Origin of the sequence: Dryocola clanedunensis, assembly GCF_038405435.1 — a bacterium.
In the GTDB taxonomy this organism is placed as follows: Bacteria; Pseudomonadota; Gammaproteobacteria; order Enterobacterales; family Enterobacteriaceae; genus Dryocola; species Dryocola clanedunensis_A.
Genome location: NZ_JBBYHZ010000001.1, coordinates 579,892 through 604,457, shown reverse-complemented (window position 1 = coordinate 604,457; position 24,566 = coordinate 579,892). Strand labels below are relative to the sequence as shown.

19 protein-coding genes are annotated in these 24,566 nt (G+C 57.9%); 12 read left to right on the top strand and 7 right to left on the bottom strand.

The window, feature by feature from the left end:
* Positions 1 to 11 precede the first annotated feature (11 nt).
* Complete coding sequence (locus AAE045_RS02755; protein WP_455546359.1) at positions 12 to 1,235, bottom strand: MFS transporter; 1,224 nt, start codon at positions 1,233 to 1,235, stop codon at positions 12 to 14.
* A 331-nt stretch (positions 1,236 to 1,566) separates the two neighbouring features.
* Here AAE045_RS02755 and AAE045_RS02750 point away from each other — a divergent pair, with 331 nt between their 5' ends.
* Positions 1,567 to 2,472, top strand: coding sequence for a carbamate kinase (locus AAE045_RS02750; protein ID WP_455546358.1), 906 nt, complete (start codon positions 1,567 to 1,569; stop codon positions 2,470 to 2,472).
* 35 nt (positions 2,473 to 2,507) lie between these two features.
* Here AAE045_RS02750 and AAE045_RS02745 read toward each other — a convergent pair whose 3' ends face one another.
* From AAE045_RS02745 to msrA, 4 genes are all read right to left on the bottom strand, one after another.
* Positions 2,508 to 3,845: a hemolysin family protein gene (locus AAE045_RS02745; RefSeq protein WP_455546357.1), complete on the bottom strand. Its 1,338-nt coding sequence runs from the start codon at positions 3,843 to 3,845 to the stop codon at positions 2,508 to 2,510.
* Positions 3,846 to 3,995: 150 nt separating this feature from the next.
* Entirely contained in the window at positions 3,996 to 4,292 is a 297-nt protein-coding gene (locus AAE045_RS02740) for a type II toxin-antitoxin system RelE/ParE family toxin (RefSeq protein ID WP_455425949.1), read from the bottom strand.
* Entirely contained in the window at positions 4,279 to 4,545 is a 267-nt protein-coding gene (locus AAE045_RS02735; RefSeq protein ID WP_202306523.1) for a type II toxin-antitoxin system ParD family antitoxin, read from the bottom strand. Before AAE045_RS02735 ends, AAE045_RS02740 begins: the two co-directional genes overlap by 14 nt.
* A 100-nt stretch (positions 4,546 to 4,645) precedes the next feature.
* Positions 4,646 to 5,284 carry a peptide-methionine (S)-S-oxide reductase MsrA gene (gene msrA / locus AAE045_RS02730; protein ID WP_455546356.1) on the bottom strand — a complete coding sequence of 213 codons (639 nt, stop codon included), beginning with the start codon at positions 5,282 to 5,284 and terminating at the stop codon, positions 4,646 to 4,648.
* A gap of 223 nt (positions 5,285 to 5,507) precedes the next feature.
* Between msrA and tamA the strand changes: the two genes are divergently transcribed.
* From tamA to AAE045_RS02715, 3 genes are read left to right on the top strand one after another with little or no spacing between them, the layout of a single operon-like run.
* Positions 5,508 to 7,241 carry an autotransporter assembly complex protein TamA gene (tamA, locus tag AAE045_RS02725; protein WP_455546355.1) on the top strand — a complete coding sequence of 578 codons (1,734 nt, stop codon included), beginning with the start codon at positions 5,508 to 5,510 and terminating at the stop codon, positions 7,239 to 7,241.
* On the top strand, positions 7,238 to 11,014 hold the full coding sequence (tamB, locus tag AAE045_RS02720) for an autotransporter assembly complex protein TamB (RefSeq protein WP_455546354.1): 3,777 nt from the start codon (positions 7,238 to 7,240) through the stop codon (positions 11,012 to 11,014). Before tamA ends, tamB begins: the two co-directional genes overlap by 4 nt.
* 2 nt (positions 11,015 to 11,016) lie before the next feature.
* Positions 11,017 to 11,370 (top strand): gamma-glutamylcyclotransferase family protein, encoded by a 354-nt coding sequence (locus AAE045_RS02715; protein ID WP_455546353.1) that lies wholly within the window; start codon positions 11,017 to 11,019, stop codon positions 11,368 to 11,370.
* A gap of 69 nt (positions 11,371 to 11,439) precedes the next feature.
* Here AAE045_RS02715 and ppa read toward each other — a convergent pair whose 3' ends face one another.
* On the bottom strand, positions 11,440 to 11,970 hold the full coding sequence (gene ppa, locus AAE045_RS02710; protein WP_202306494.1) for an inorganic diphosphatase: 531 nt from the start codon (positions 11,968 to 11,970) through the stop codon (positions 11,440 to 11,442).
* 294 nt (positions 11,971 to 12,264) lie between these two features.
* Here ppa and ytfQ point away from each other — a divergent pair, with 294 nt between their 5' ends.
* From ytfQ to AAE045_RS02685, 5 genes are all read left to right on the top strand, one after another.
* Positions 12,265 to 13,221 (top strand): galactofuranose ABC transporter, galactofuranose-binding protein YtfQ, encoded by a 957-nt coding sequence (gene ytfQ / locus AAE045_RS02705; RefSeq protein ID WP_202306492.1) that lies wholly within the window; start codon positions 12,265 to 12,267, stop codon positions 13,219 to 13,221.
* Positions 13,222 to 13,346: 125 nt separating this feature from the next.
* On the top strand, positions 13,347 to 14,846 hold the full coding sequence (gene ytfR, locus AAE045_RS02700) for a galactofuranose ABC transporter, ATP-binding protein YtfR (protein ID WP_455546352.1): 1,500 nt from the start codon (positions 13,347 to 13,349) through the stop codon (positions 14,844 to 14,846).
* 10 nt (positions 14,847 to 14,856) lie between these two features.
* Complete coding sequence (gene ytfT, locus AAE045_RS02695) at positions 14,857 to 15,888, top strand: galactofuranose ABC transporter, ATP-binding protein YtfT (RefSeq protein ID WP_455546351.1); 1,032 nt, start codon at positions 14,857 to 14,859, stop codon at positions 15,886 to 15,888.
* Entirely contained in the window at positions 15,875 to 16,876 is a 1,002-nt protein-coding gene (yjfF, locus tag AAE045_RS02690; RefSeq protein WP_455546350.1) for a galactofuranose ABC transporter, permease protein YjfF, read from the top strand. Before ytfT ends, yjfF begins: the two co-directional genes overlap by 14 nt.
* A 93-nt stretch (positions 16,877 to 16,969) precedes the next feature.
* Positions 16,970 to 18,523: a methyl-accepting chemotaxis protein gene (locus AAE045_RS02685; RefSeq protein WP_455546349.1), complete on the top strand. Its 1,554-nt coding sequence runs from the start codon at positions 16,970 to 16,972 to the stop codon at positions 18,521 to 18,523.
* Between the two features lie 91 nt (positions 18,524 to 18,614).
* On the opposite strand, the gene fbp is transcribed toward AAE045_RS02685, so the two are convergent.
* Positions 18,615 to 19,613 (bottom strand): class 1 fructose-bisphosphatase, encoded by a 999-nt coding sequence (gene fbp / locus AAE045_RS02680; protein WP_455546348.1) that lies wholly within the window; start codon positions 19,611 to 19,613, stop codon positions 18,615 to 18,617.
* 184 nt (positions 19,614 to 19,797) lie between these two features.
* Between fbp and mpl the strand changes: the two genes are divergently transcribed.
* From mpl to AAE045_RS02665, 3 genes are all read left to right on the top strand, one after another.
* Positions 19,798 to 21,165: a UDP-N-acetylmuramate:L-alanyl-gamma-D-glutamyl-meso-diaminopimelate ligase gene (gene mpl / locus AAE045_RS02675; RefSeq protein WP_455425938.1), complete on the top strand. Its 1,368-nt coding sequence runs from the start codon at positions 19,798 to 19,800 to the stop codon at positions 21,163 to 21,165.
* A gap of 76 nt (positions 21,166 to 21,241) precedes the next feature.
* Complete coding sequence (locus AAE045_RS02670) at positions 21,242 to 22,969, top strand: amidohydrolase (RefSeq protein WP_455546347.1); 1,728 nt, start codon at positions 21,242 to 21,244, stop codon at positions 22,967 to 22,969.
* A 253-nt stretch (positions 22,970 to 23,222) separates the two neighbouring features.
* Positions 23,223 to 24,566 carry an APC family permease gene (locus tag AAE045_RS02665; protein WP_455546346.1) on the top strand — a complete coding sequence of 448 codons (1,344 nt, stop codon included), beginning with the start codon at positions 23,223 to 23,225 and terminating at the stop codon, positions 24,564 to 24,566.

The following is a 24,566-nucleotide window of genomic DNA, read 5'->3' as shown; positions in this document are numbered from 1 at the left end:
ATTACCTCTGATTATTTCTTCTCTTTCAAAAACAGCATGCCGACCAGGCCGATGGCCAGCAGGACGGCGGAAACATAGAAGCTGGAGGCCAGGCTGCCGGTCATATCCCGCGCGGCGCCCGCGATGATCGGCGCAAGGATGGAGGAGCTCATGCCGATGAAGTTGAACAGGCCAAACGCGGTGCTGTAGTTGTTCTCATCCACGCTGTCGGCGACCAGCGCCACCAGCACCGGGTCGAGCGCCAGCTTGCCGACCAGGCCGTAGACGCACAGGGCGACCACCACGCCGGTCATGCTCGGCATCCAGATAATCGACAGCATGCTGAGGATGGCGACCGGGACGAGAATTAAAATCAGCGGCTTACGTTTGCCGAGGCGGTCAGACACCGAGGAGAAAATCAGCGCGCCGGGAATAGAAATCCACGCCACCAGTGAAGAGATAAAGCCGGTTTCGCTGCCCGCAATACCGCGCTCGCTTTGCAGGTAGTACGGCAGCCAGGTGAGGATCACGAAGAAGCCAAACAGGCTGCAGAACACCATCAGATAGGTGAGCAGCAGGTTGCGGTTTTTCAGCAGGTCGCTGAACTTGCCTTTCTTCACGACCGCGCCATCGGCGGTCACCGCCGCACGTTTTTTCTCTTTAACGAAGAACCAGATCCCCAGCCCCACCAGAATTGACGGCACGGCCATGGCGTAGAACGGCATCCGCCAGCTGTAGCCCTGGTCGTAAACCAGCCAGCTGGAGCTCATCAGGCCCAGCGCGATACCAAAGGCCATGCCGCTGTTGATGATGGCGCTGCCCAGCGAGCGGTACTTTTTCGGGATCTGTTCGGAGGAGAGGCCGTACTGCGGGCCGTAATAGGTCCCTTCGCCAGCGCCGGTAACCACGCGGGCAAACAGCAGGGTAGTCCAGGTTTTTGCCCAGCCGGTGACGGCGGTAAAGACGCCAAATAATAAGAAGCCGGGAACCAGCACTTTTTTCTTCCCTATTTTATCGCCTAATATTCCAGCCGGAACCTGTAACAGAGCATAGGAGAAATAAAATACGGAATTAAGAATGCCGAGCTGGGTACCGCTTAATGAAAACTCTTTTTCTAACTCCCCCATTACCGGGTTTAATATTGTGCGGTCGGCGTACATAAATATCCAGCCGAGCCAGAAGAGAAAGATGGTCACCCACCAGGCGGGAATGCCTCTTTTTTGCGTTGCCGCAGCGTTGTTAATTGAATCAGACATGTTAATTTCCTTAGTAACTTAAATACCCGATTTTCAACATAAAGTAAGAGCTGATGGTGCTACCATAGCGGGGCGGGCCTGAGAATCTTTTGAGCAATATCACACTTGCCCGATTGTGATGATTTCCTTTTGAGTGGCGCGTCAGGCGTCGATTTATTATTAAAAAAGTTTAAATAATGGCGCGGTGGGGAGATTTTTTTATAATTATCCGCATGGCTTGCTGAATTGTGAAAATAAATTTGGCAATCACTTTCATGCCGTGCAGATCACATTTTAACTTCAGCAGTTATTTATTTTGTTGCTCATAACTAACAGCCTGATGAGGAAATAAATGAAGAAGACGCTGGTTATTGCCCTGGGGGGAAATGCGTTATTGCAGCGTGGGGAAGTTTTGTCCGCGGAGAATCAATATAAAAATATTGCGCTGGTGGCGGAGGTGGTGGCGACGCTGAGCCGCGATTACCGCGTGGTGATAGTCCACGGCAATGGTCCACAGGTTGGGCTGCTCGCCCTGCAAAGCCTGGCCTACCCGGCGGCACCGGCTTATCCGCTGGATATTCTGGTGGCGGAAACCCAGGGGATGCTGGGCTACATGATTACCCAGAAGCTGGGACAAGCGGCAGGGATGCCGCCGGTCAGCACGCTGCTGACGCGGGTGGAGGTGCACGGTGACGATCCTGCTTTCCAGACGCCGGGGAAATACATCGGCCCCGTTTACTCACCGGAGCAGCAGGCGGAGCTGCGCGAGCAGTATGGCTGGCAGATGAAGCAGGATGGTCAGTACATCCGCCGCGTGGTGGCCTCCCCGCGCCCTCAGCGAGTGCTGGACGTTGAGGGCATCAAAGGGCTGCTGGCGCTGGATCACGTGGTGGTCTGCGCGGGCGGCGGCGGCATGCCGGTCGTGCAGGTTACGCAAGGGTACTGCGGCGTGGAGGCGGTAATCGATAAAGATCTCACCGCGTCGCGGCTGGCTGTGGAGCTGGAAGCTGAACACCTGATGATCCTCACCGACGCGGATGCGGTTTACCAGGACTGGGGAACGCCGCAGGCGAGAGCGCTGGAAGACGTAACGACGGCGCAGCTAAAACCATTTGCCGCACCGGACGGGGCGATGGGGCCGAAAGCGGAGGCCGTCATCGAGTTTGTGGAACGGACGGGGAACGTGGCGTGGATTGGCGCATTGAAAGACGCCCCGGCTATTCTGGCGGGACAGAAGGGAACTCGGGTACATCTGTAAAAAAAATGCCGCCCGGTTGGGCGGCATATTCTCATTTAACCTGCATTCTGCTCTTCGGCATCCGGCAGCTTAGGCGACAGCCCCGACGGCTTATTGTCGATGCGGGTCACCAGCAGCTGGTCGATGCGGTAGTTATCGATATCCACCACCTCGAACTTGTAGCCGGAGAACTTCACCGAGTCGGTGCGCTTCGGAATTTTACGCAGCATAAACATCATGAAGCCGCCGATGGTTTCGTAGTTCCCGTTCTGCGGGAACTCGTCGATATCCAGCACGCGCATCACGTCGTCGATCGGTGTACCGCCCTCAACCAGCCACGAGTTCTCGTCGCGGGCAACGATCTGCTCTTCCATGCCCTGGCCGACCAGGTCGCCCATCAGCGTGGTCATCACGTCGTTCAGGGTGATGATACCGACGACCAGCGCGTATTCGTTCATGATCACCGCGAAGTCTTCCCCGGCGGTCTTGAAGCTTTCCAGCGCTTCGGAGAGCGTCAGGGTGTCCGGCACAATCAGCGTGTTGCGCAGGTGCACGCCGCTGTTGAGCGCCATGCTCTGGTTGCCCAGCACGCGGTTCAGCAGCTCTTTAGAGTCCACATAGCCGACGATATGGTCGATATCCCCGTTGCACACCAGGAACTTGGAGTGCGGATGCTCGGCGATTTTGTTCTTCAGGCTCTGCTCGTCTTCGTGCAGATCGAACCAGATGATGTTTTCGCGCGAGGTCATTGACGACGGCACGGTACGGGATTCCAGTTCGAACACGTTTTCAATCAGCTCGTGCTCCTGCTTGCGCAGCACGCCCGCCAGCGCACCGGCTTCAAACACCGCGTAAACGTCGTCGGAGGTGATGTCGTCGTTGCGCACCATCGGCAGCTTGAAGATGCGGAAGATTACGTTGGCGAGACCGTTGAAGAACCAGACCAGCGGACGGAAGATAAACAGACAGAAGCGCATCGGGTTGATGATTCGCAGTGCTACAGCTTCAGGCGAAATCATACCGATGCGTTTCGGGGTGAGGTCTGCAAAAAGGATGAACAGGCTGGTAACAAGGGTAAAGGAGATAATAAAGCTGAGCTGATCCGACATCTCCGGTGAGAAGAAGCGTTCCAGCAGCGACTTAAAGGCCGGGGAGAACGCCGCGTCACCGACGATACCGCCGAGAATTGCCACCGCGTTGAGGCCAATCTGCACCACGGTAAAGAACATGCCGGGCATTTCCTGCATCTTCAGCACGCGCTGTGCGTTAACGTTGCCCTCATCAGCCAGCAGCTTGAGCTTAATTTTACGGGAGGCGGCCAGCGAGATTTCGGATATCGAAAAAAATGCGCTGACGGAGATTAAGAGAAGTATCACTAAAATACTGTTTAACATAGTTTTTCTGGCTGTTGTGGCCAGATCCTCGGAAGGGGAAGTTGAAAATCCATTGGGGTCATACATAAAAAATGCTGGCCGCTCTCGTGAAGCATGTCAGCAAATTCAACGGGTAGTATAGCGTAAGGCGGGGAGGGGCTGCCACTGGCGCTAATACCAGGCTAAATGCCTGAGCGCATCCTGAGCATGGCTTAATATACGAATCACTGTGATGCGGGAGCAATGGCTGACAAAAAAGATCACGTGTTGTTCAGCTGGTAGAGAGAAGATGTTTTTACCTAATTCAGGTCTGGAAGTCCCTATCTCATGGCTTATCAGCATCTTCAGGACCATCGAAATCCTGTCGATGTATTCATCGGCCTTCGTTTCGCCGTAACGGTCGTAGCTGTATAACCAGATAGACTCCAGGTCCTCTGTGGCTTTAGGCGTTAGCTCAACTGTTTTCATTCCTTGATTTCACCTTTTCTTTCATCCGTTGTAGAAAAGTATCTTTTTCCCAGGCTTCAGGCGTTCCGCTGTTGATGCCTTCCGCTAATAATTCTTTCAAAGCCTGAAGCTTAGAGGCGGCCTGCTTTTCTTTTAGCAGACGTAAAGCATCTCGTAAAACTTCGCTCTGGGTTCTGTAATCACCAGCCTCTACTAATAAATCAATAAACTCACGTAGCTCGTCACCGAGATCTACAGTCATCGTGCGCGCCATAATCCTCCTCCTTTGTAAGATTTGATCTTACAAAGGAGTATAGCGATTGTGGATATTAATTCTACAACGAACTAAAACAGTTTGACTGCCCTAACAGTCATCACCCCTGAGGCGGCAGACAAACGCCAATCCCGCCGATACCGCAGTAGCCGTACGGGTTCTTGTGCAGATACTGCTGGTGGTCGTCTTCGGCGTAGTAGAATGGACCGGCGTTGACGATTTCCGTGGTGACCTGGCGCTCATCGCCTGCCGCGACCATAGCGGCCTGGAAGCGCTCTAAGCTGGCTCGCGCTGCCGTATCCTGTTCTGGCGTTAGCGGATAAATGCCTGAGCGGTACTGGGTGCCGACGTCGCCGCCCTGGCGCATCCCCTGGGCAGGATCGTGATTTTCCCAGAAGATATGCAGCAGCTCTTCGTAGCTCACGACCGCTGGGTCATACACCACGCGGACCGCCTCGGTGTGTCCGGTCTGGCCGCTGCAAACTTCGCGGTAGGTTGGGTTTGGCGTATAGCCCGCCGCGTAGCCTGCCGCCGTGCTATAAACTCCCGGCACCTGCCAGAACAGCCGTTCGACGCCCCAGAAGCAGCCCATCGCAAAATAAGCGATTTCCATGCCTTCTGGTACATTGGTCATCGAGTGTTCATTCACCGCGTGCAGTGAGGCCACCGGCATGGGCGTGTTGCGGCCGGGCAGGGCCTCTGACTGCGCAACGGGATGGGTTTTCTCGAAGAGTGACATAATTTTTTCTCCCGATATGGCGAAAAGTGAGCTCAACCGTTACGCGGTTGTAACCCGGCGTGGAATTGCGGACAATAACTGCGATTTATAAGACTACAGTACATATAAGAATTATTTGGGTGTTTGAGCAGTTTTCAACCCCCTTTGTTGGGGTTTTGTTAAACCGCGGAGCGGTATCAGCGTTTCTGAGCAGGGACGTGAACAAGGATCTTCAGGAGAAAACGTGCCAAGAATCCGATTTTTATGTCTGGCAAGTTTATGCCTGGCCAGCACCTGGGCAAGTGCTGCCAACGTACGATTACAGGTTGAAGGGCTAAGCGGGGAGCTGGAAAAAAACGTCCGCGCCCAGCTTTCAACCATTCAGGGTGACGAAGTGACGCCGGACAGGCGTTTCCGCGCCCGCGTGGATGACGCCATCCGCAAAGGGCTAAAAGCGCTCGGCTACTATGAGCCGACCATTGAATTTGATCTGCGTCCGCCACCGGCAAAAGGCCGTCAGGTGCTGCTCGCAAAAGTCGAGGCTGGCCCGCCGGTGCTGATTGGCGGTACTGATGTGATTCTGCGAGGCGGCGCGCGGGAAGATAAAGATTTCCTGGATCTGCTGAACGACAGGCCGAAAAACGGCACCGTGCTGAATCACGGTGACTATGAAAGCTTCAAAAAAAGCCTGACCAGCATCTCGCTGCGTAAAGGCTATTTCGACAGCCAGTTCGACAAGAGCCAACTGGGCGTTTCGCTCGCCCGCCATCAGGCCTTCTGGGATATCGATTACAACAGCGGGCAGCGCTATCGCTTTGGGGACGTGACGTTTGAAGGATCGCAGATCCGCGAAGAATACCTGCAAAACCTGGTGCCGTTTAAAGAGGGCGATTACTACCAGTCCAAAGACCTCGCTGAACTGAACCGCCGCCTGTCGGCCACCGGCTGGTTTAACTCCGTGGTGGTTGCGCCGGAGTTTGATAAATCCCGCAAAACGAAAATATTACCGCTGCACGGCGTGGTGTCCCCGCGCACGGAAAACACCATTGAAACCGGCGTGGGCTACTCCACCGACGTGGGGCCTCGGGTTAAGGCCTCGTGGAAAAAGCCGTGGATGAACTCCTACGGACACAGCCTGACGACCAGCGTCAGCATTTCCGCGCCCGAGCAGATCTTCGACTTCAGCTATAAAGTCCCGCTGCTGAAAAACCCGCTCGAACAGTATTATCTGATGCAGGGCGGCTTTAAAAATACCGACCTCAACGACACAAAATCCGATTCAAGCACGCTCGCCATTTCCCGCTACTGGGATCTGTCCAGCGGCTGGCAGCACGCCATTAACCTGCGCTGGAGCCTCGACCACTTTACCCAGGCGGATGTCACCAACACCACCATGCTGCTATACCCTGGGGTTAGCCTCAACCGTACCCGTTCCAGAGGCGGTTTAATGCCGACCTGGGGCGACTCGCAGCGCTATTCGATTGATGTTTCCAATACGGCGTGGGGGTCTGACGTGGACTTCGCCGTCGTGCAGGCTCAGCAGGTATGGATCCGCACGCTGTATGACAAACACCGCTTCGTGGTGCGCGGCAACGTGGGCTGGATTGAAACCAGCGACTTTGACAAAGTCCCGCCGGACCTGCGTTTCTTCGCCGGTGGCGACCGCAGCATTCGTGGTTATAAATACAAATCTATCTCCCCTGAGAACGACAAGGGCGAGCTGACCGGTGCGTCGAAACTCGCTACCGGCTCGCTGGAATATCAGTACAACGTCAGCGGCAAGTGGTGGGGCGCGGCCTTCGTCGATTCCGGCGAGGCGGTTAACGATATCAAACAGAGCAACTTTAAAACCGGCGCCGGTGTCGGCGTGCGCTGGCAGTCGCCGGTCGGGCCGATCAAGCTCGACCTCGCCGTGCCGGTGGGTGATAAAGACGAACACGGATTGCAGTTTTACATCGGTCTGGGGCCTGAACTATGAGTCGTTGGAAAAAAATAAGCCTCGCGGTGCTGGTTGTTATTTTATTGCTGATTGGCGCGGTGGGTTTTCTGGTAGGGACCACAACCGGCCTGCACGTGCTGTTTAACGCGGCAAACCGCTGGGTGCCGGGGCTGGACATCGGCAGCGTCACCGGCGGCTGGCGCAATCTGAGCATCAAAGGGCTGCGCTACGAGCAGCCCGGCGTGGATGTGAGAGCGGGGGAGATAAATCTCGCCGTGAAGCTCGGCTGCCTGCGCGACAGCAGCCTCTGCGTGAATAACTTCTCGCTGAAAGATGTCGACGTGGTTGTGGACACCAAAAAGATGCCGCCGTCGACACCTGCCCCCGAAGAGGACAGCGGACCGCTCGATCTGACCACCCCTTATCCCATTACGCTTAAGCGCGTGGCGCTCAACAACGTCAATATCAAGATTGATAACACCACCGTCTCGGTGATGGAGTTTACCTCCGGGCTGAACTGGCAGGAGCGTAACGTCACGCTGACGCCGACCAACCTTGAGGGGCTGCTGATTGCCCTGCCGAAGGTGGCTGACGTTGCCCAGGAGGAGGTGGTTGAGCCGAAAATCAACAATCCGCAGCCGGAAGAGCTGCCGCTGGGCGAAACGCTCAGGCAGCTGTTCGAAAAGCCCGTTCTGCCGGAGATGACCGACGTTCATCTTCCGCTCAATCTGAATATCCAGGAGTTTCGCGGCAGCAACCTGCGCCTGACGGGCGACACGGATCTGCTGGTCAGCAGCCTGCTTTTAAAGGTCAGCAGCATCGACGGCAATCTGAAGCTCGACGCGCTGGACGTGGACTCGTCCCAGGGGCTGGTCAACGCCACGGGCAGCGCCCAGCTGCGTGACAAATGGCCGGTCGACCTGACCCTCAACACCACGCTGAATATCGACCCGGTAAAAGGCGAGAAGGTGAAGATGAAGATCGGCGGCGAGCTGCGGGACGTGCTGAAGGTCGGCATGAGCCTCTCCGGCCCGGTCAACCTGGATCTCACGGCGCATACGCAGCTTGCGGAAGCTGGCCTGCCGCTCAATCTGGAAGTGGTCAGCAAGCAGCTGTACTGGCCGTTTACCGGCAAAAAAGAGTACCAGGCGGACGGCGTGAAGCTGAAGTTCAGCGGCAAAATGACGGACTACGCGCTGTCGTTCCGCGCCGCCGTGAAGGGCGAGCAGATCCCGCCCGCCGTCATCACGCTGGACGGTAAAGGCAACGAGCAGCAGCTTAATCTGGACAAGCTGCGCGTGGCGGCGCTGCAGGGCAACACCGACCTGAAAGCCGTGCTCGACTGGAGCAAGGCAATCAGCTGGCGCGGGGAGCTGAAGCTTGACGGCATCAACACCGCTAAGCAGTTCCCGGACTGGCCCGCGAAGCTCGACGGGCTGGTAAAAACCAGCGGCAGCCTCTACGGCGGAACCTGGCAGGTGGACGTGCCGGAGCTGAAGCTCGCCGGGAACGTGAAGCAGAATAAAGTCAGCGTCTCCGGAAAGCTTAAGGGCAACAGCTACATGCAGTGGAACATTCCGGGGCTGCATCTGGAGCTGGGCCGCAACAGCGCGGACGTGAAGGGCGAGCTGGGACCGAAAGATCTGGAGCTGGATGCCAGTATCGACGCGCCGGGCCTGGACAACGCGTTGCCGGGCCTGGGCGGCACGGCGAAAGGCACCATCAAAGTGCGCGGCGACGTTAAAGCGCCGCAGCTGCTGGCTGACCTGACCGCAAATAACCTGCGCTGGCAGGAGCTTTCCATCGCGCGCGTGCTGCTGAAGGGGGACGTGAAATCTACCGACCAGCTCGGCGGCAATCTTAATCTGCGCGTCGAGCGTATCGCGCAGCCCGGCGTGAATCTCAGCCTGGTCACGCTGGAAGCGAAGGGCAACGAGAAGCAGCACCAGCTGCAGCTGCGCATGCAGGGCGAGCCGGTTTCCGGGCAGCTCAGCCTCAGCGGCAGCTTTGACCGTGCCGAAGAGCGCTGGAAAGGCAATCTTACCAACACCCGCTTTGAAACGCCGGTGGGGCCGTGGAGTCTGAACCGCTCCATCGCGCTGGATTACCGCAATAAAGAGCAGAAAATCAGCATCGGGCCGCACTGCTGGAACAACCCGAACGCCGAGCTGTGCGTGCCGCAAACCATCGATGCCGGTGCGAAGGGGCGGGCGATAGTTAATCTCAACCGCTTTGACCTGGCGATGCTCAAGCCCTTTATGCCGGACACCACCCAGGCGAGCGGCACCTTCAGCGGCAAGGCTGACGTAAGCTGGGACAGCGAGTCCGGCGGCCTGCCGCAGGGGACCGTTACGCTCAACGGACGCGGCGTGAAGGTGACCCAGGACGTGAATAACAGCCCGCTGCCGGTGGCGTTCGACACGCTCAACCTGAGTGCGGAGCTGAAAAACAACCGCGCTCAGCTGGGCTGGCTGATCCGCGTGGCTAAAAACGGGCAGTTCGACGGCCAGGTACAGGTTACCGATCCGCAGGGGCGCCGTAACCTCGGCGGCAACGTTAATCTGCGCGGCTTCGATCTTGCTATCGCCAACGCGATATTCGCTCGCGGCGAGAAAGCAGCAGGCAAACTGAATGCTAATCTGCGGCTCGGGGGCAACGTCGAAAGGCCGCAGATCTTCGGGCAGGTGCAGCTTAACGGCATAGACATCGACGGAAACTTTATGCCGTTTGATATGCAGCCAAGCCAGATCGCCATGAACTTCAACGGCATGAACTCCACCCTCGCGGGTACGGTTCGCACCAAACAGGGCGATATTGCGCTGAGTGGTGATGCCGACTGGACTCAGCTCGATAACTGGCGCGCGCGGGTGGCGGCGAAAGGCAACAAAGTGCGCATTACCGTGCCGCCAATGGTGCGGCTGGACGTTTCGCCGGACGTTGAGTTTGTCGCCACGCCTAGCCTGTTCACCCTTGATGGCCGCGTCGATATTCCGTGGGCGCGCATCGTGGTGCATGAGGTTCCGGAAAGCTCGGTTGGCGTTTCCAGCGATGAGGTGATGCTCGACAAAGACCTCAAGCCGGAGAAACCGCAAACCGCAGGCATTCCGATTAACAGCAACCTGATTATCCACGTCGGCGACAACGTGCGGCTGGACGCCTTCGGCCTGAAAGCGAAGCTGAATGGCGATCTGAAAATGGTGCAGGACCGCCAGGGGCTGGGGCTGAACGGCCAGATCAACATCCCGGAAGGGCGCTTCCACGCCTACGGTCAGGATCTGATCGTGCGTAAAGGGGAGCTGCTGTTCTCCGGGCCACCGGATCAGCCGCTGCTGAATATCGAGGCGATCCGTAATCCGGAAGCGACCGAAGATGATGTTATTGCCGGCGTCCGCGTCACGGGATCGGCGGATGAGCCGAAAGCCGAAATATTTTCCGATCCGGCCATGTCCCAGCAGGAAGCCTTGTCCTACCTGCTTCGCGGCCAGGGTTTGAACAATTCTGGCGACGACGGCAACGCCATGACATCCATGCTTGTCGGTCTGGGGGTTGCACAAAGTGGGCAGGTTGTGGGTAAAATCGGCGAGACGTTTGGCGTAAGCAATCTGGCGCTGGATACCGCAGGGGTGGGTGACTCCTCCCAGGTGGTGGTCAGCGGCTATGTACTGCCGGGTCTCCAGGTGAAATATGGTGTGGGTATCTTTGACTCGTTGGCGACGCTGACGCTCCGTTATCGCCTGATGCCTAAGCTGTATCTGGAAGCGGTGTCTGGCATAGATCAGGCACTTGATGTGCTCTATCAGTTTGAGTTTTAGCAATGCGAATATTTGTTTACGGCAGTTTAAGACGCAAGCAGGGCAACAGCCACTGGATGACCAACGCCCAGTGGCTGGGCGATCACACACAGGAAAACTATGTGCTCTATAGCCTTGGCCACTATCCAGGCGCAGTGCCCGGTGACGGCCAGGTCATTGGCGAGGTTTACCGTATTGATGCCTCAACCCTTGCCGAACTGGATGCCCTGCGTACCAAGGGCGGTGAGTACAAGCGCCAGCTGATTCAGACCGCGCAGGGCAGCGCATGGATGTACGTCTACCAGCGCCCGGTGGAGGGATTAACCCGCATCGACAGCGGTAACTGGCTGGATAAAGATAAGTACCGATCGAAATGAAGTGACATCTCCGCCCATAAAAAAACACCGCCATCTGGCGGTGTTTTTACGTCAGCATCGCGGCAAGAATTACTTCTTCGCTGCGCGCTCGAAGGAAGCAACGATTTCGGCTTTCGCCGCTTCTGCGTTGTCCCAGCCGTCAACTTTAACCCACTTGCCTTTTTCGAGGTCTTTGTAGTGCTCGAAGAAGTGGGTGATCTGCGCTTTCAGCAGCTCTGGCAGGTCGTTCACGTCTTTGATGTGATCGTACTCTTTGCTCAGCTTGGTGTGCGGAACCGCAACCAGCTTGGCATCTTCGCCCGCTTCGTCGGTCATCTTCAGCACGCCAACCGGACGGCAGCGAACCACGGAGCCTGGCGCCAGTGGGTATGGCGTTGGGACCAGCACGTCAACCGGGTCGCCGTCCAGGGACAGGGTGTGGTTGATGTAGCCGTAGTTGCACGGGTAGAACATCGCGGTAGACATGAAGCGGTCTACGAACAGCGCGCCGGTGTCTTTATCGATTTCGTATTTGATTGGATCGGCGTTAGCCGGGATTTCGATAACAACGTAGATGTCTTCTGGCAGATCTTTACCCGCCGGGACGTTGAGTAAGCTCATGTCGGTTTCCTTTAAACTGGGGACATTCAAGTGCCCGGTATTATAGCCAACTGCGTAAAAATGTCTTCGCCTCTTTTACCCGCCAGCTTTTACTCAACTGCTTTTCAGAGCACTCCGGCAACGGATATATCCATAAACGCAGCCGTTTATTTCATGCATTTTTGTAAGCGTTTACAAGGTGGAGCGGATCTTTTTGGAATTGTGATGTAACTCATTCTGTTAACCAGGGCGTCGACTATGCTTTCCCGCACAGGCCATTTTTTACCCAACAATAAACCCTACGAGGATGCCCCTATGTGGAAGCGCTTACTTTTGGTCTCTGCAGTAACCGCAGCAATGTCGTCTATGGCAGTTGCTGCTCCCTTAACGGTTGGATTTTCGCAGGTAGGCTCTGAATCCGGCTGGCGCGCGGCAGAAACCTCCGTGGCGAAGAGCGAAGCCCAGAAACGCGGCATTACGCTGAAAATCGCCGACGGCCAGCAAAAACAGGAAAACCAGATTAAGGCCGTACGGTCGTTTATCGCCCAGGGCGTGGACGCTATCTTCATTGCGCCAATCGTCGCCACGGGCTGGGAACCGGTATTGCAGGAAGCCAAAGAAGCCAACATTCCGGTCTTCCTGCTGGACCGTAACATCGACGTCAAAGACAAATCCTTATATATGACGGTGGTCACCGCCAACAACGTGCTGGAAGGCCAGCTGATAGGCGAATGGCTGCTCAAAGAGCTGAACGGCAAGCAGTGTAACGTGGTTGAGCTGCAGGGCACCGTGGGCGCAAGCGTGGCCATCGACCGTAAAAAAGGCTTCGCGGACGCTATCTCGAAAGCCTCCAACGTGAAAATTGTCCGCTCCCAGTCCGGCGACTTCACCCGCAGCAAGGGCAAAGAAGTGATGGAGAGCTTCATCAAGGCTGAGAACAACGGCAAAAACATCTGCATGGTTTACGCGCACAACGATGACATGGCGATCGGTGCCATCCAGGCCATTAAAGAAGCGGGCCTGAAGCCGGGCAAAGACATCCTGACCGGCTCCATTGACGGCGTGCCGGATATCTACAAAGCGATGATCGACGGCGAAGCGAACGCCAGCGTAGAGCTGACGCCGAACATGGCAGGCCCGGCGTTTGATGCCTTAGAGAAATTCAAGAAAGACGGCACCATGCCGGAAAAAGTCACCGTGACCAAATCCACGCTCTACCTGCCGGATACGGCGAAAGAAGAGCTTGAGAAGAAAAAAACGATGGGCTACTAACGGGCAGCATTTTCTTTTGTAGGGCGGATAAGCGTAGCGTCATCCGCCATTCAGCGGATGGCAGCGTGGATGGCGCTGGGCTTATCCACCCTACGAAGTGAACGGCTTTCGCCAGGAGTGCGGTGATGAATACAAACAATCAGGAAATTCTGCGCACGGAAGGGCTAAGCAAACATTTCCCGGGGGTGAAGGCCCTCGACAAAGTCGATTTCAGCCTGCGACGCGGGGAAATCATGGCGCTGCTGGGGGAAAACGGTGCCGGGAAATCGACGCTGATTAAAGCGCTGACCGGGGTTTACCAGCGCGACAGCGGAAATATCTACCTTGAAGGCGAGCTCATTTCGCCAAAAAATACCGCCCATGCCCAGCAGCTTGGCATTGGCACCGTCTACCAGGAGGTTAACCTCCTGCCCAATATGTCCGTTGCGGATAACCTGTTTATTGGCCGTGAGCCGCGCCGTTTCGGGCTGCTCAGGCGCAAAGAGATGGAGAAGCGCGCCACCCGGCTTATGGAGTCTTACGGCTTCTCGCTGGACGTCGCGGAGCCGCTCAACCGTTATTCCGTGGCGATGCAGCAGATCGTCGCCATCTGCCGCGCTATCGACCTTTCCGCCAAAGTGCTGATCCTCGATGAGCCCACCGCCAGCCTCGACACCAAAGAAGTGGAGATGCTGTTTACCCTGATGCGCCAGCTGCGGGATCAGGGCGTCAGCCTGATCTTCGTCACCCACTTTCTCGATCAGGTTTACGAAGTGACCGACAGGATCACCGTGCTGCGCAACGGCGCGTTTGTCGGCACCCGCGATACTAAAGATCTGCCGCAGATCGATCTGGTGAAAATGATGCTGGGCCGCGAGCTGGAAACCGCTGCGCTTCAGCGCGCCGGGCGTACGCTGCTCAGCGAAAAACCCGTTGCCGCATTCAAAGAGTTTGGCAAGAAAGGGGTGATCAACCCGTTCGATCTTGAGGTGCGCCCAGGGGAGATCGTGGGGCTTGCCGGCCTGCTGGGATCGGGCCGTACGGAAACCGCAGAAGTGATCTTCGGCATCAAACCTGCCGACAGCGGCAAGGCGTGGATCAAAGGCAGGCCGCAGACGCTGCGTTCGCCGCATAAGGCCTCCAGCCTCGGCATCGGCTTCTGCCCGGAAGATCGCAAAACCGACGGGATTATTGCCGCCGCCTCGGTGCGGGAAAATATTATCCTGGCGCTTCAGGCCCAGCGCGGCTGGCTGCGTCCGATTCCCCGCCGGGAACAGAATCAGATAGCGGAGCGCTTTATCCGCCAGCTTGGCATCCGCACCCCGAGCGCCGAGCAGCCTGTTGAATTTCTCTCCGGCGGCAACCAGCAAAAAGTTCTGCTTTCGCGCTGGCTGCTGACCAAACCGCAGTTCCTGATCCTCGATGAGCCCACGCGCGGCATCGACGTGGGCGCGCACGCGGAAATCATCCGCCTGATCGAAACGCTGTGCGCCGACGGGCTGGCGCTGCTGGTCATCTCTTCGGAGCTTGAGGAGCTGGTGGGCTACGCGGATCGCGTGGTGATCATGCGTGACAGGCAGCAGGTGGCGGAGATCCCGCTCGACTCGCTCTCCGTCTCGGCCATTATGAATGCCATTGCGGCATGAGGAGTAAATCGTGATGACTCGTTCACTGCCGCAAACGGAAGCGCAGAAGCCGAAGCGCAGCTTCCGCTGGCCACCAGGTATTCCGCAGATTGTCGCGCTGGTGCTGGTGCTGCTGGTCGACAGCATGGTTGCCAGCCATTTCTTTAATATCGTCGTGCAGGACGGACGGCTGTTCGGCAGCCCGATAGATATTCTGAACCGTGCTGCTCCCGTGGCGCTGCTGGCGATTGGCATGACGCTGGTGATTGCCACCGGCGGCATTGATTTGTCCGTCGGCGCGGTAATGGCCATTGCCGGGGCGACCGCCGCCACGCTCACCGTTGCGGGACATAGCCTGCCGGTGGTGGTGCTGGCCTCGCTGGGCGTCGGGGTGCTGGCGGGGTTGTGGAACGGTATTCTCGTCGCCATTCTTAAGATCCAGCCGTTTGTCGCCACGCTGATCCTGATGGTCGCCGGGCGCGGCGTTGCCCAGCTGATCACCACCGGGCAGATCGTCACTTTTGACTCACCCAGCCTGTCGTTCCTCGGCAGCGGCTCTATTTTTTACTTCCCGACGCCGGTGATTATCGCCATCGCCACGCTGATCGTCTTCTGGCTGTTTACCCGCAAAACGGCGCTGGGGCTGTTCATCGAGTCGGTGGGGATTAACATCCGCGCCGCAAAAAACGCCGGGGTGAGTACTCGCCTGGTGGTGATGCTCACCTACATGCTGAGCGGCCTGTGCGCGGCGATTGCCGGGATCATCGTGACGGCGGATATTCGCGGTGCCGATGCCAACAACGCCGGGCTGTGGCTGGAGCTGGACGCCATTCTGGCGGTGGTGATCGGCGGCGGTTCGCTGATGGGCGGGCGCTTTAACATCGCGCTCTCCGTCGTGGGCGCGCTGATTATCCAGGGCATGAACACCGGCATCCTGCTCTCCGGCTTCCAGCCCGAGCTGAACCAGGTCGTCAAAGCCGTGGTGGTGATGTGCGTGCTGATCGTGCAGTCGCCGCGTTTTATTGCTCTGCTCAAAGGACTCCGCCGCCATGATCAAACGTAACCTGCCGCTGATGATAACCCTGGCGGTCTTTGTGCTGGGCTATCTGTACTGCCTGACGCAGTTTCCCGGCTTCGCCTCCACCAGGGTGATTTGCAACATACTGACCGACAACGCCTTTCTGGGGATTATCGCCGTAGGCATGACCTTTGTGATCCTGTCCGGCGGCATCGATCTGTCGGTCGGCTCGGTGATTGCCTTTACCGGCGTGTTTCTTGCCAAAGCGATAGGCTTCTGGGGGCTGTCGCCGCTGGTGGCCTTCCCGCTGGTGCTGCTAATGGGCTGTGCCTTTGGGGCGTTTATGGGGCTGCTCATCGACGCGCTGAAAATTCCGGCGTTTATCATTACGCTTGCCGGGATGTTCTTCCTGCGCGGAGTCAGCTATCTGGTCTCCGAAGAGTCGATTCCCATTAACCACCCGATCTACGACACGCTTTCAAGCCTTGCGTGGCGCATTCCCGGCGGCGGGCGCTTAAGCGCAATGGGGCTGCTGATGCTGGCGGTGGTGGTGATGGGTATTTTCCTCGCCCACCGCACCCGCTTCGGGAATCAGGTTTACGCGATTGGCGGCAGCGCGACTTCTGCAAACCTCATGGGCATCTCAACGCGCAGTACTACCGTGCGCATCTATATGCTTTCAACCGGGCTGGCTACGCTCGCGGGCATCGTCTTTTCCGTTTATACCTCCGCAGGCTATGCGCTGGCGGGCATGGGCGTGGAGCTGGACGCCATAGCCTCCGTGGTGATCGGCGGTACGCTGCTGAGCGGCGGGGTAGGCACCGTGCTGGGCACGCTGTTCGGCGTGGCGATTCAGGGGCTGATCCAGACCTATATCAACTTCGACGGCACGCTCAGCTCCTGGTGGACGAAGATCGCCATCGGCATTTTACTGTTTATTTTTATCGCCCTGCAGCGGGGCCTGACGGTACTGTGGGAGAACAGGCAAAGCTCCCCTGTTAAACGCGTTAGCGTTGCGGTAACCAGGCTGTAACATCTTGAATTAGCGTAAAACGTCTAAACTTTCCCCGGTGGCTGCCGATAACGTCTCCACGAGTTTTCACCTCTAAGTCACCGGGAAAGAAGCATGCTGAGAAATCTGTCGATACGTACGGGGCTGCTAACGCTGTTGGCGGTCATGACATTTCTGCTGCTGGTCGTCAGCGGCATAGGTATTTTTGCTCTGCAACAAAGCTCCAGCGCCCTCGAAAAAATCAACCGCCTGCAGGGCGAGCAGATGGTGCGCCTGACCGACGGCTACACCGCCCTGCTGCGCGCCCGCAACGAAGCCGGGCAGGCCGTGCGCCAGATGGAAATCGGCATGCTGGAGGAGGCGGCGAAATCCACCAGTACCGTGACCGGCGAAGTGGCCCAGGCGCGGCAGGACATTCAGAGCTTTATCGACGGCGGCGTGGACAGCGAAGAGGGCAATCAGCTGATCAAAAACCTGTCGCAAACCTACGCCGATTACCAGGCGAAGGGCATCACTCCGATGATGGCCGCGCTCGGCAAGCAGAGCCCGGATGACTATTATGACCTGCTGGAAAACGGCCTGATCCCGCTGGCGCAGAAGTTTGATACCGACCTGCAGATTTTCCGCCAGTGGGGAGAGCAGCGCGGTAACGACGAGGTCGCCGCCGTTCAGCTGCAAAAGAAAATCGTGCTGACCCTGATTATCATTGCGGCGCTGCTGACCGCCGGGATCATCGTGCTGGTGTGGCTGGCGCTGCGCCACCTGCTGCTGAAGCCGCTGAACCTGTCTATTGAACAGCTGGAGCACGTCGCCGAAGGGGATTTGACTCGCGAGCTGCCGCCCGCCGGGAAAAATGAGTTTGGTCGTCTGGCCAGCGCCATTGCCGCCATGCGCAACTCGCTGACGGAGTCCGTCGGGCGCGTGCGCGACGCCAGTTCGCAGATTGATACCGGCAGCCGTGAGCTGACGGCGGGCAACCTGCATCTCGCCCAGCGTACCGAGTCTACCGCCACGTCGCTGGAGCAGACCGCCGCCAGCATGGAGCAGATCACCGCGACGGTGAAACAGAACGCCGATAACGCCGAACAGGCCCATAAGCTGGCGAAAGACGTCTCGGATACCGCCGACCGCGGCAGCGAGATGGTCTGCTACGTGATTGAGAAAATGCGCGATATCGCCTCAAGCTCCGACCGTATCGCCGACATTCTCAGCGTAATTGACGGGATTGCCTTCCAGACCAATATTCTGGCGCTGAACGCCTCGGTGGAAGCCGCGAGGGCGGGGGAGCAGGGCCGTGGATTTGCGGTTGTCGCAGGCGAAGTCCGCACGCTGGCCAGCCGCAGCGCGGAGGCCGCCAAAGAGATCCGCACGCTGATTTCTGATTCGCAAAGCCACGTCGGTGAAGGCCGCGATTTAGCCCAGCAGGCGGGTGAAACGATGGATGAGATTGCCGAAGAGGTGACGCGGATGACGAAGCTGATGCGCCAGATTGCCAACGCCTCAAACGAACAGAGCCACGGCATCGAGCAGGTGAACATTGCGGTCAGCCAGATGGATGAGGCAGCGCAGCAGAACGCCGCGCTGGTACAGGAGTCGTCCGCCGCTACCCGCTCGCTGGAGGAGCAGTCGCAGCAGCTGGTGGCCGCGATGGCCAGCTTCCGCTGTTAAACGGCGGATGACGCTGCGCTTATCCGCCCTACAAATCGCAACCCGTAGGGGTGATAAGCGATAGCGTCATCCACCGCAAATTCCCTGAGGCTTAAGCGTCCGGGAATTCGCGGATAAACCGCTCTACGTCATCGACCATATGCTCGTTGCCGACGAAGAACGGACGGCGTTGGTGCAGGGTTTCCGGGATGATATCCAGAATGCGCTCTTTGCCATCGCTCGCCTTGCCGCCCGCCTGCTCGGCCAGAAACGCCATCGGGTTCCCTTCATACAGCAAACGCAGCTTCCCTTCCGGGTGGCTGGCGGTGCTTGGGTAAAGGTAGATGCCGCCCTTGAGCAGGTTACGGTGGAAATCTGCTACCAGGGAGCCGATGTAGCGTGAGGTGTACGGGCGCTGCGTGGAGCTGTCTTCCTCCTGGCAGAACTTGATGTATTTCTTCACGCCGTTCGGGAAGCGGATGTAGTTCCCTTCGTTGATGGAGTAGGTGTTGCCCTTCTCCGGGAAGCGCATCCTTTCCTGGCACAGGCAGAACACGCCCAGCGACGGGTCGTAGGTGAAGGCGTGAACGCCGCAGCCGGTGGTATAAACCAGCATGGTGGAGGAGCCGTAAACGACATAGCCTGCCGCCACCTGTTTGTTACCCGGCTGGAGGAAATCCTCTTCGGTAACCGGGGAGCCAACCGGCGTGACGCGGCGGTAGATAGAGAAGATGGTGCCAACGGAGACGTTAACATCAATGTTAGATGAGCCGTCAAGCGGGTCCATCAACACCACGTATTTTGCATGCTCCGCGCCGTCGAACACGACAATCTCGTCTTCTTCTTCGGAAGCGATCCCCGCGACGATCCCTCGGGCCTTCAGCGCGGCTTTAAGCTTTTCATTCGCGAACAAATCGAGTTTTTGCTGAACCTCGCCCTGCACGTTTTCAGCGCCGCTGGCACCCAGGATATCGACCAGGCCGGCCTTGTTGATATCGCGGTGGATGATCTTGGCGCCCAGCTTTATCGCCGACAGTAAAGCAGTAAGCTCGCCGGTTGCGTGGGAGAACTCGTGCTGCTTCTCGACAATAAATTCACCTAACGTTTTCATAACACTTTCCCTGCATTTGCGGTTGAGTAAATGACGTAAAGCAATGGCAACAATCTTAACAAACTATCAAAGAGTCGCGCTCAGGTGAATCGCGCCAGCAATTTAAGGAATATCCTGAATTACAGTTCTCCCCCCGTTAACATGCGGGTAGAATGTGCGCCAAACAGAGAAAGGATAGTTTTGTATGCGCATTCATATTCTAGGGATTTGTGGCACCTTTATGGGCGGACTGGCTATGCTGGCTCGCACGCTGGGCCATGAAGTCACCGGTTCAGACGCCAACGTTTACCCGCCAATGAGCACGTTACTTGAAGAGCAGGGCATCTCCCTGATTCAGGGCTACGATGCGAGCCAGCTCGAGCCGCAGCCGGATTTAGTGATCATCGGCAACGCCATGACGCGCGGCAACCCGTGCGTGGAAGCCGTGCTGGAAAAGAACATCCCGTTCATGTCCGGCCCGCAGTGGCTGCATGATTTCGTTCTGCGCGACCGCTGGGTTATCGCGGTAGCGGGCACCCACGGTAAAACCACCACCGCCGGGATGGCCACGTGGATCCTGGAAGCCTGCGGCTATAAGCCAGGCTTTGTGATCGGCGGCGTACCGGGGAACTTCGACGTTTCCGCGCGCCTGGGCGACAGCCCGTTCTTCGTGATTGAAGCCGACGAATACGACTGCGCCTTCTTCGATAAGCGTTCCAAATTCGTGCACTACTGTCCGCGCACGCTGATCCTCAACAACCTCGAGTTCGACCACGCGGATATTTTCGACGACCTGAAGGCGATTCAGAAACAGTTCCACCATCTGGTGCGCATCGTGCCGGGGCAGGGGAAAATTATCTGGCCGGAAAACGACGTTAATATCAGGCAGACCATGGCGATGGGCTGCTGGAGCGAGCAGGAGCTGGTGGGCGAACAGGGCCACTGGCTGGCGAAAAAGCTCAATGCGGATGCCTCCCACTGGGAAGTGCTGCTCGACGGCGAGCGCGTGGGTGAAGTGAACTGGCAGCTGGTGGGCGAACACAACATGCACAACGGCCTGATGGCCATTGCCGCCGCCCGTCATGTCGGCGTGGCGCCTGCTGATGCCGCTAAGGCGCTGGACACCTTCGTGAACGCTCGCCGCCGCCTGGAACTGCGCGGTGAAGAAAATGGCGTTACCGTCTATGACGATTTCGCCCACCACCCAACGGCTATTCTGGCGACCCTTGCGGCGCTGCGCAGCAAAGTAGGCGGCACCGCGCGCATTCTTGCCGTGCTGGAACCCCGCTCCAACACCATGAAAATGGGCCACAGCAAAGATGACCTGGCACCTTCTTTAGGCCGTGCTGACGAAGTGTTCCTGCTGCAGCCGCCGCATATTCCGTGGCAGGTGGTTGAAGTGGCAGAAGCCTGCATTCAGCCCGCGCACTGTAGCGCCGACGTGGACTCGCTGGTGGAGATGATTCTCAAAACCGCGCAGCCGGGGGATAACATCCTGGTGATGAGCAACGGCGGCTTCGGCGGCATCCATCAAAAATTGCTCGACGGCCTGGCAAAAAAAGCCGCGCGGTAATTAAGCAACTATTATGTATTCATGCCAGCCTGCCCGGCTGGCATTTTTTTTACCCACGCTGAAAGAGCGCTGAAAAATGACTGTAAACACCCAAGCTGTGGATGTCGTTTACCATAACGGCACGATTTATACCGCTGATGAGCATGACACCTTCTGTCAGGCCATCGCCATTGGTGAAGGTTATATCGTTGCCGTGGGCAGCGATGAAGAGGTTATGCTGCTGGCCGGGCCGGAAACCGAGGTTATCGACCTGCAGGGCAAGGTGATGCTGCCCGGCATCATCGACAGCCACATGCACCCGTTCTGGGGCGGCAAGCAGCTTCGCGGCTGCAACCTGAACTACGCCGCGCTCTCGGTAGAAGAGACGCTGGCGATTATCCAGAAGCACATCGATAACGACCCGTTCACCGGCGAAAACGACTGGCTGACCGTGCGCGCGTGGCAGCGTCAGGCGATGACGCCGGTCGGCGCGGATATGAGCCGCGAAGCGCTGGACACCCTTAATACGCAACGCCCGGTGGCGCTGTTCTCCAACGACTGCCACACCCTGGCGGCCAACAGCCGCGCGCTGGAAATGCTCGGCATCGACGAAAACACGCCGATCCCTGCCGACGGTAAAATTGCCCGCGACGAAGCAGGCCGCCTGACCGGTATTCTGGAAGATGCGCCAGCCATGCGCGCCTTTGACAGCATCCCATCCGGCACGCCGGAGCAGAACGTACAGATTGCCACCCACGTCCAGCAGGTGCTTAACCAGCAGGGCGTGACGACGGTAATGGATACCCGCGTATTTGCGGAGCAGCTCGAAGCTTTCGCCGTGCTGCGCGACCGTGGCGAACTGACGGTGCGGATGCTGGGCGCCAAAGAAGTGACGCCGGACAGCGTTGATGGCCCGCAGGATGCCGCACGCGCCATCGATGAAATCGCCGAGTTTAACCGTGCCTGGAACGACGCAGAATGGACGCCAGCGCCGGGCTTTGGCACCACGCACGTCAAATTCTTCGTGGACGGCGTGCTTCAGCCGCCAACCATGACCGCCTCGCTGCTGGAACCTTACCGCGAGAACCGTGGCACGCACGATGCGCCGGACTGGCAGCCGAGCGAGCGCTACGGCGATCTCTATTTCACCGCGCCCGTTCTCGAAGCCCTGATGGTGGAATGTGGCCGCGCTGGCATTCACCCGCACACCCACACCGTTGCCGACGGCGCAATCGAGATGGTGCTGAACGCGGTCGAAAAAATGCGAGCCGCTTATCCGGGCAAAGACGTTCGTCCCGGCCTTGCGCACAACGAGCTGGTTGCGCCGCATCAGTACGATCGCTTCGCGAAGCTGGGCGCGACGGCGGTGCTCTCCTACCAGTGGGGCGGACTGCCGGGCGTGCTGATTGATGAAGAGCGCGAAATGCTGGGCGACGCGCGCTTTGAGCACATGGAGCCAGCGGCCCGCTTCCTGGACGCCGGTGCGCGGCTGGCCTACGGCAGCGACTGGCCGATTGACCGTCTGGACGAATGGTACAACCTGCAGGTGGGCATGACCCGCCGCGCCTGGGACAGCGAAGGCAACCCGGCTGGCCCTCGCCTGGACACCGACCGCGACCTGACGCTCATCGAAGCGCTGCGTTCAGCGACTATTGACGCCGCCTACATGATTGCCCGCGAGCAGTACATCGGTTCGCTGGAAGTCGGCAAGCTGGCGGACGCCATCGTGCTGGAAAACAACCTGTTCGAACAGCCGGTGGAGAAGGTTTACCAGACGAAGGTTATGCGCACGCTGGTCGGCGGGAAAATTGTGTACCAGGCCTGAGTAAGCTGGCGGATGACGCTGGCTGCTTATCCGCCCTACAAACCGCAGTCGTAGGGTGGATAAGCGAAGCGTCATCCACCGTTTCTGCCTGGATTTTCTGATTTGTGACAAACTTCATTGACTATAATGGCTAATTAATAATAAGCGCCTTTCCAACCCCCACCCCTTGTGCCAAAATCCGCCGTTTTCAAAATTCCCCTGCCTCGGCAGGAAGACCAGTCGGTGCTTTGTTTCACCAGGAGATGATACGGTAATGCCACAAAATATTCAGTTGCGAAGAGTCCTCAAAACGCCTGCGCTCGTCGCATTTGGCCTCGCTTATATGGTCCCGCTGGGTGTGTTTACCACCTACGGCCAGGTAACGGTGCTGAGCCATGGCCATCTGCCCATCGCCTATCTCCTGACGATTATCACCATCCTGTTTACTGCCCTGAGCTACTGCCGCATGACCAGCGCCCTGCCGCTGGCCGGGTCGGCGTTCTCCTACGTGCAGCGCAGCTTCGGCGGTAAGGTGGGTTTCCTGGTCGGCTGGGCGCAGATTCTGGACTACCTGTTCCTGCCAATTCTTAACTATTTAGTGTTGGGGATCTTCCTGCATGAGGCCTTCCCGGCTATTCCCGCCTCCGTGTTTGTGGTGGCCTGTATAGCCTCGGTGAGCCTGCTGAATATTCTGGGCGTCCGCCTGATGACCTCGGTGAACTTCTCGCTGATTGCGGCGCAGATGGTGTTCATCGTGCTGTTTATCGCGCTGTCGTTCAGCGAAGCTGATTTGAGTCCTGCAGCCTTAATGAAGCCGCTGCTGGTAGGGGCGGGCGACTTTGCCGGTCTGCTTTCCGGCGCGGCTGTGCTGTGCCTCGCGTTTCTTGGTTTTGACGCCATTGCGACAATGGCTGAAGAAGCCCACGACGCCAAGCGTACCCTGCCGCGCGCAATTCTTATCACCGTGGTTGTGGCGGGCGCGATTTTTATGGCCGTCTCTTACGCCGCGCATCTGGCCTACCCGGACTGGCAGTCGCTGATCCCGGTGCAGGACACCGCAAGCCTGGTGGTATCCGAGAAAGTCGGCGGCAAGTGGATGTATAACTTCTTTATGGCCGCCTACCTGACCGGCGTTTACGCCTCGGCGATGACCGCGCAGACGGGGGTATCCCGTATCTTCTACGCCATGGGGCGTGAAGGCGTGCTGCCGCGTAAAATCTTCTTCCATCTGCACAAGAAGTTCCATACGCCGTACCGTGCGATTCTGTTCGTGGCGACTATCTCCCTGTCCGCGCTGTTCCTGGATCTTGGGCTGGTTGTTTCCATGATCAGCTTCGGCGCGCTGGGCGCGTTCACCTTCGTTAACCTCAGCGTGGTGAAACACTTCCTGATTAACGAAAAGCGCCGCGGCACGAGCGCGATGATCAAGTACGGCCTGCTGCCGATTATCGGCTTCGTGATGTCCGTCTGGCTGTGGGTCAACCTTGAGCGCGACGCGATGATTGTTGGTCTGGTCTGGCTGGGAATTGGCTTCTGCTATCTGCTGTTCCTCACCGACTTCCTGCGTAAATCCCCGCCGTCGGTGGATTACGACGATATCGCCCATCTGATTGATTAA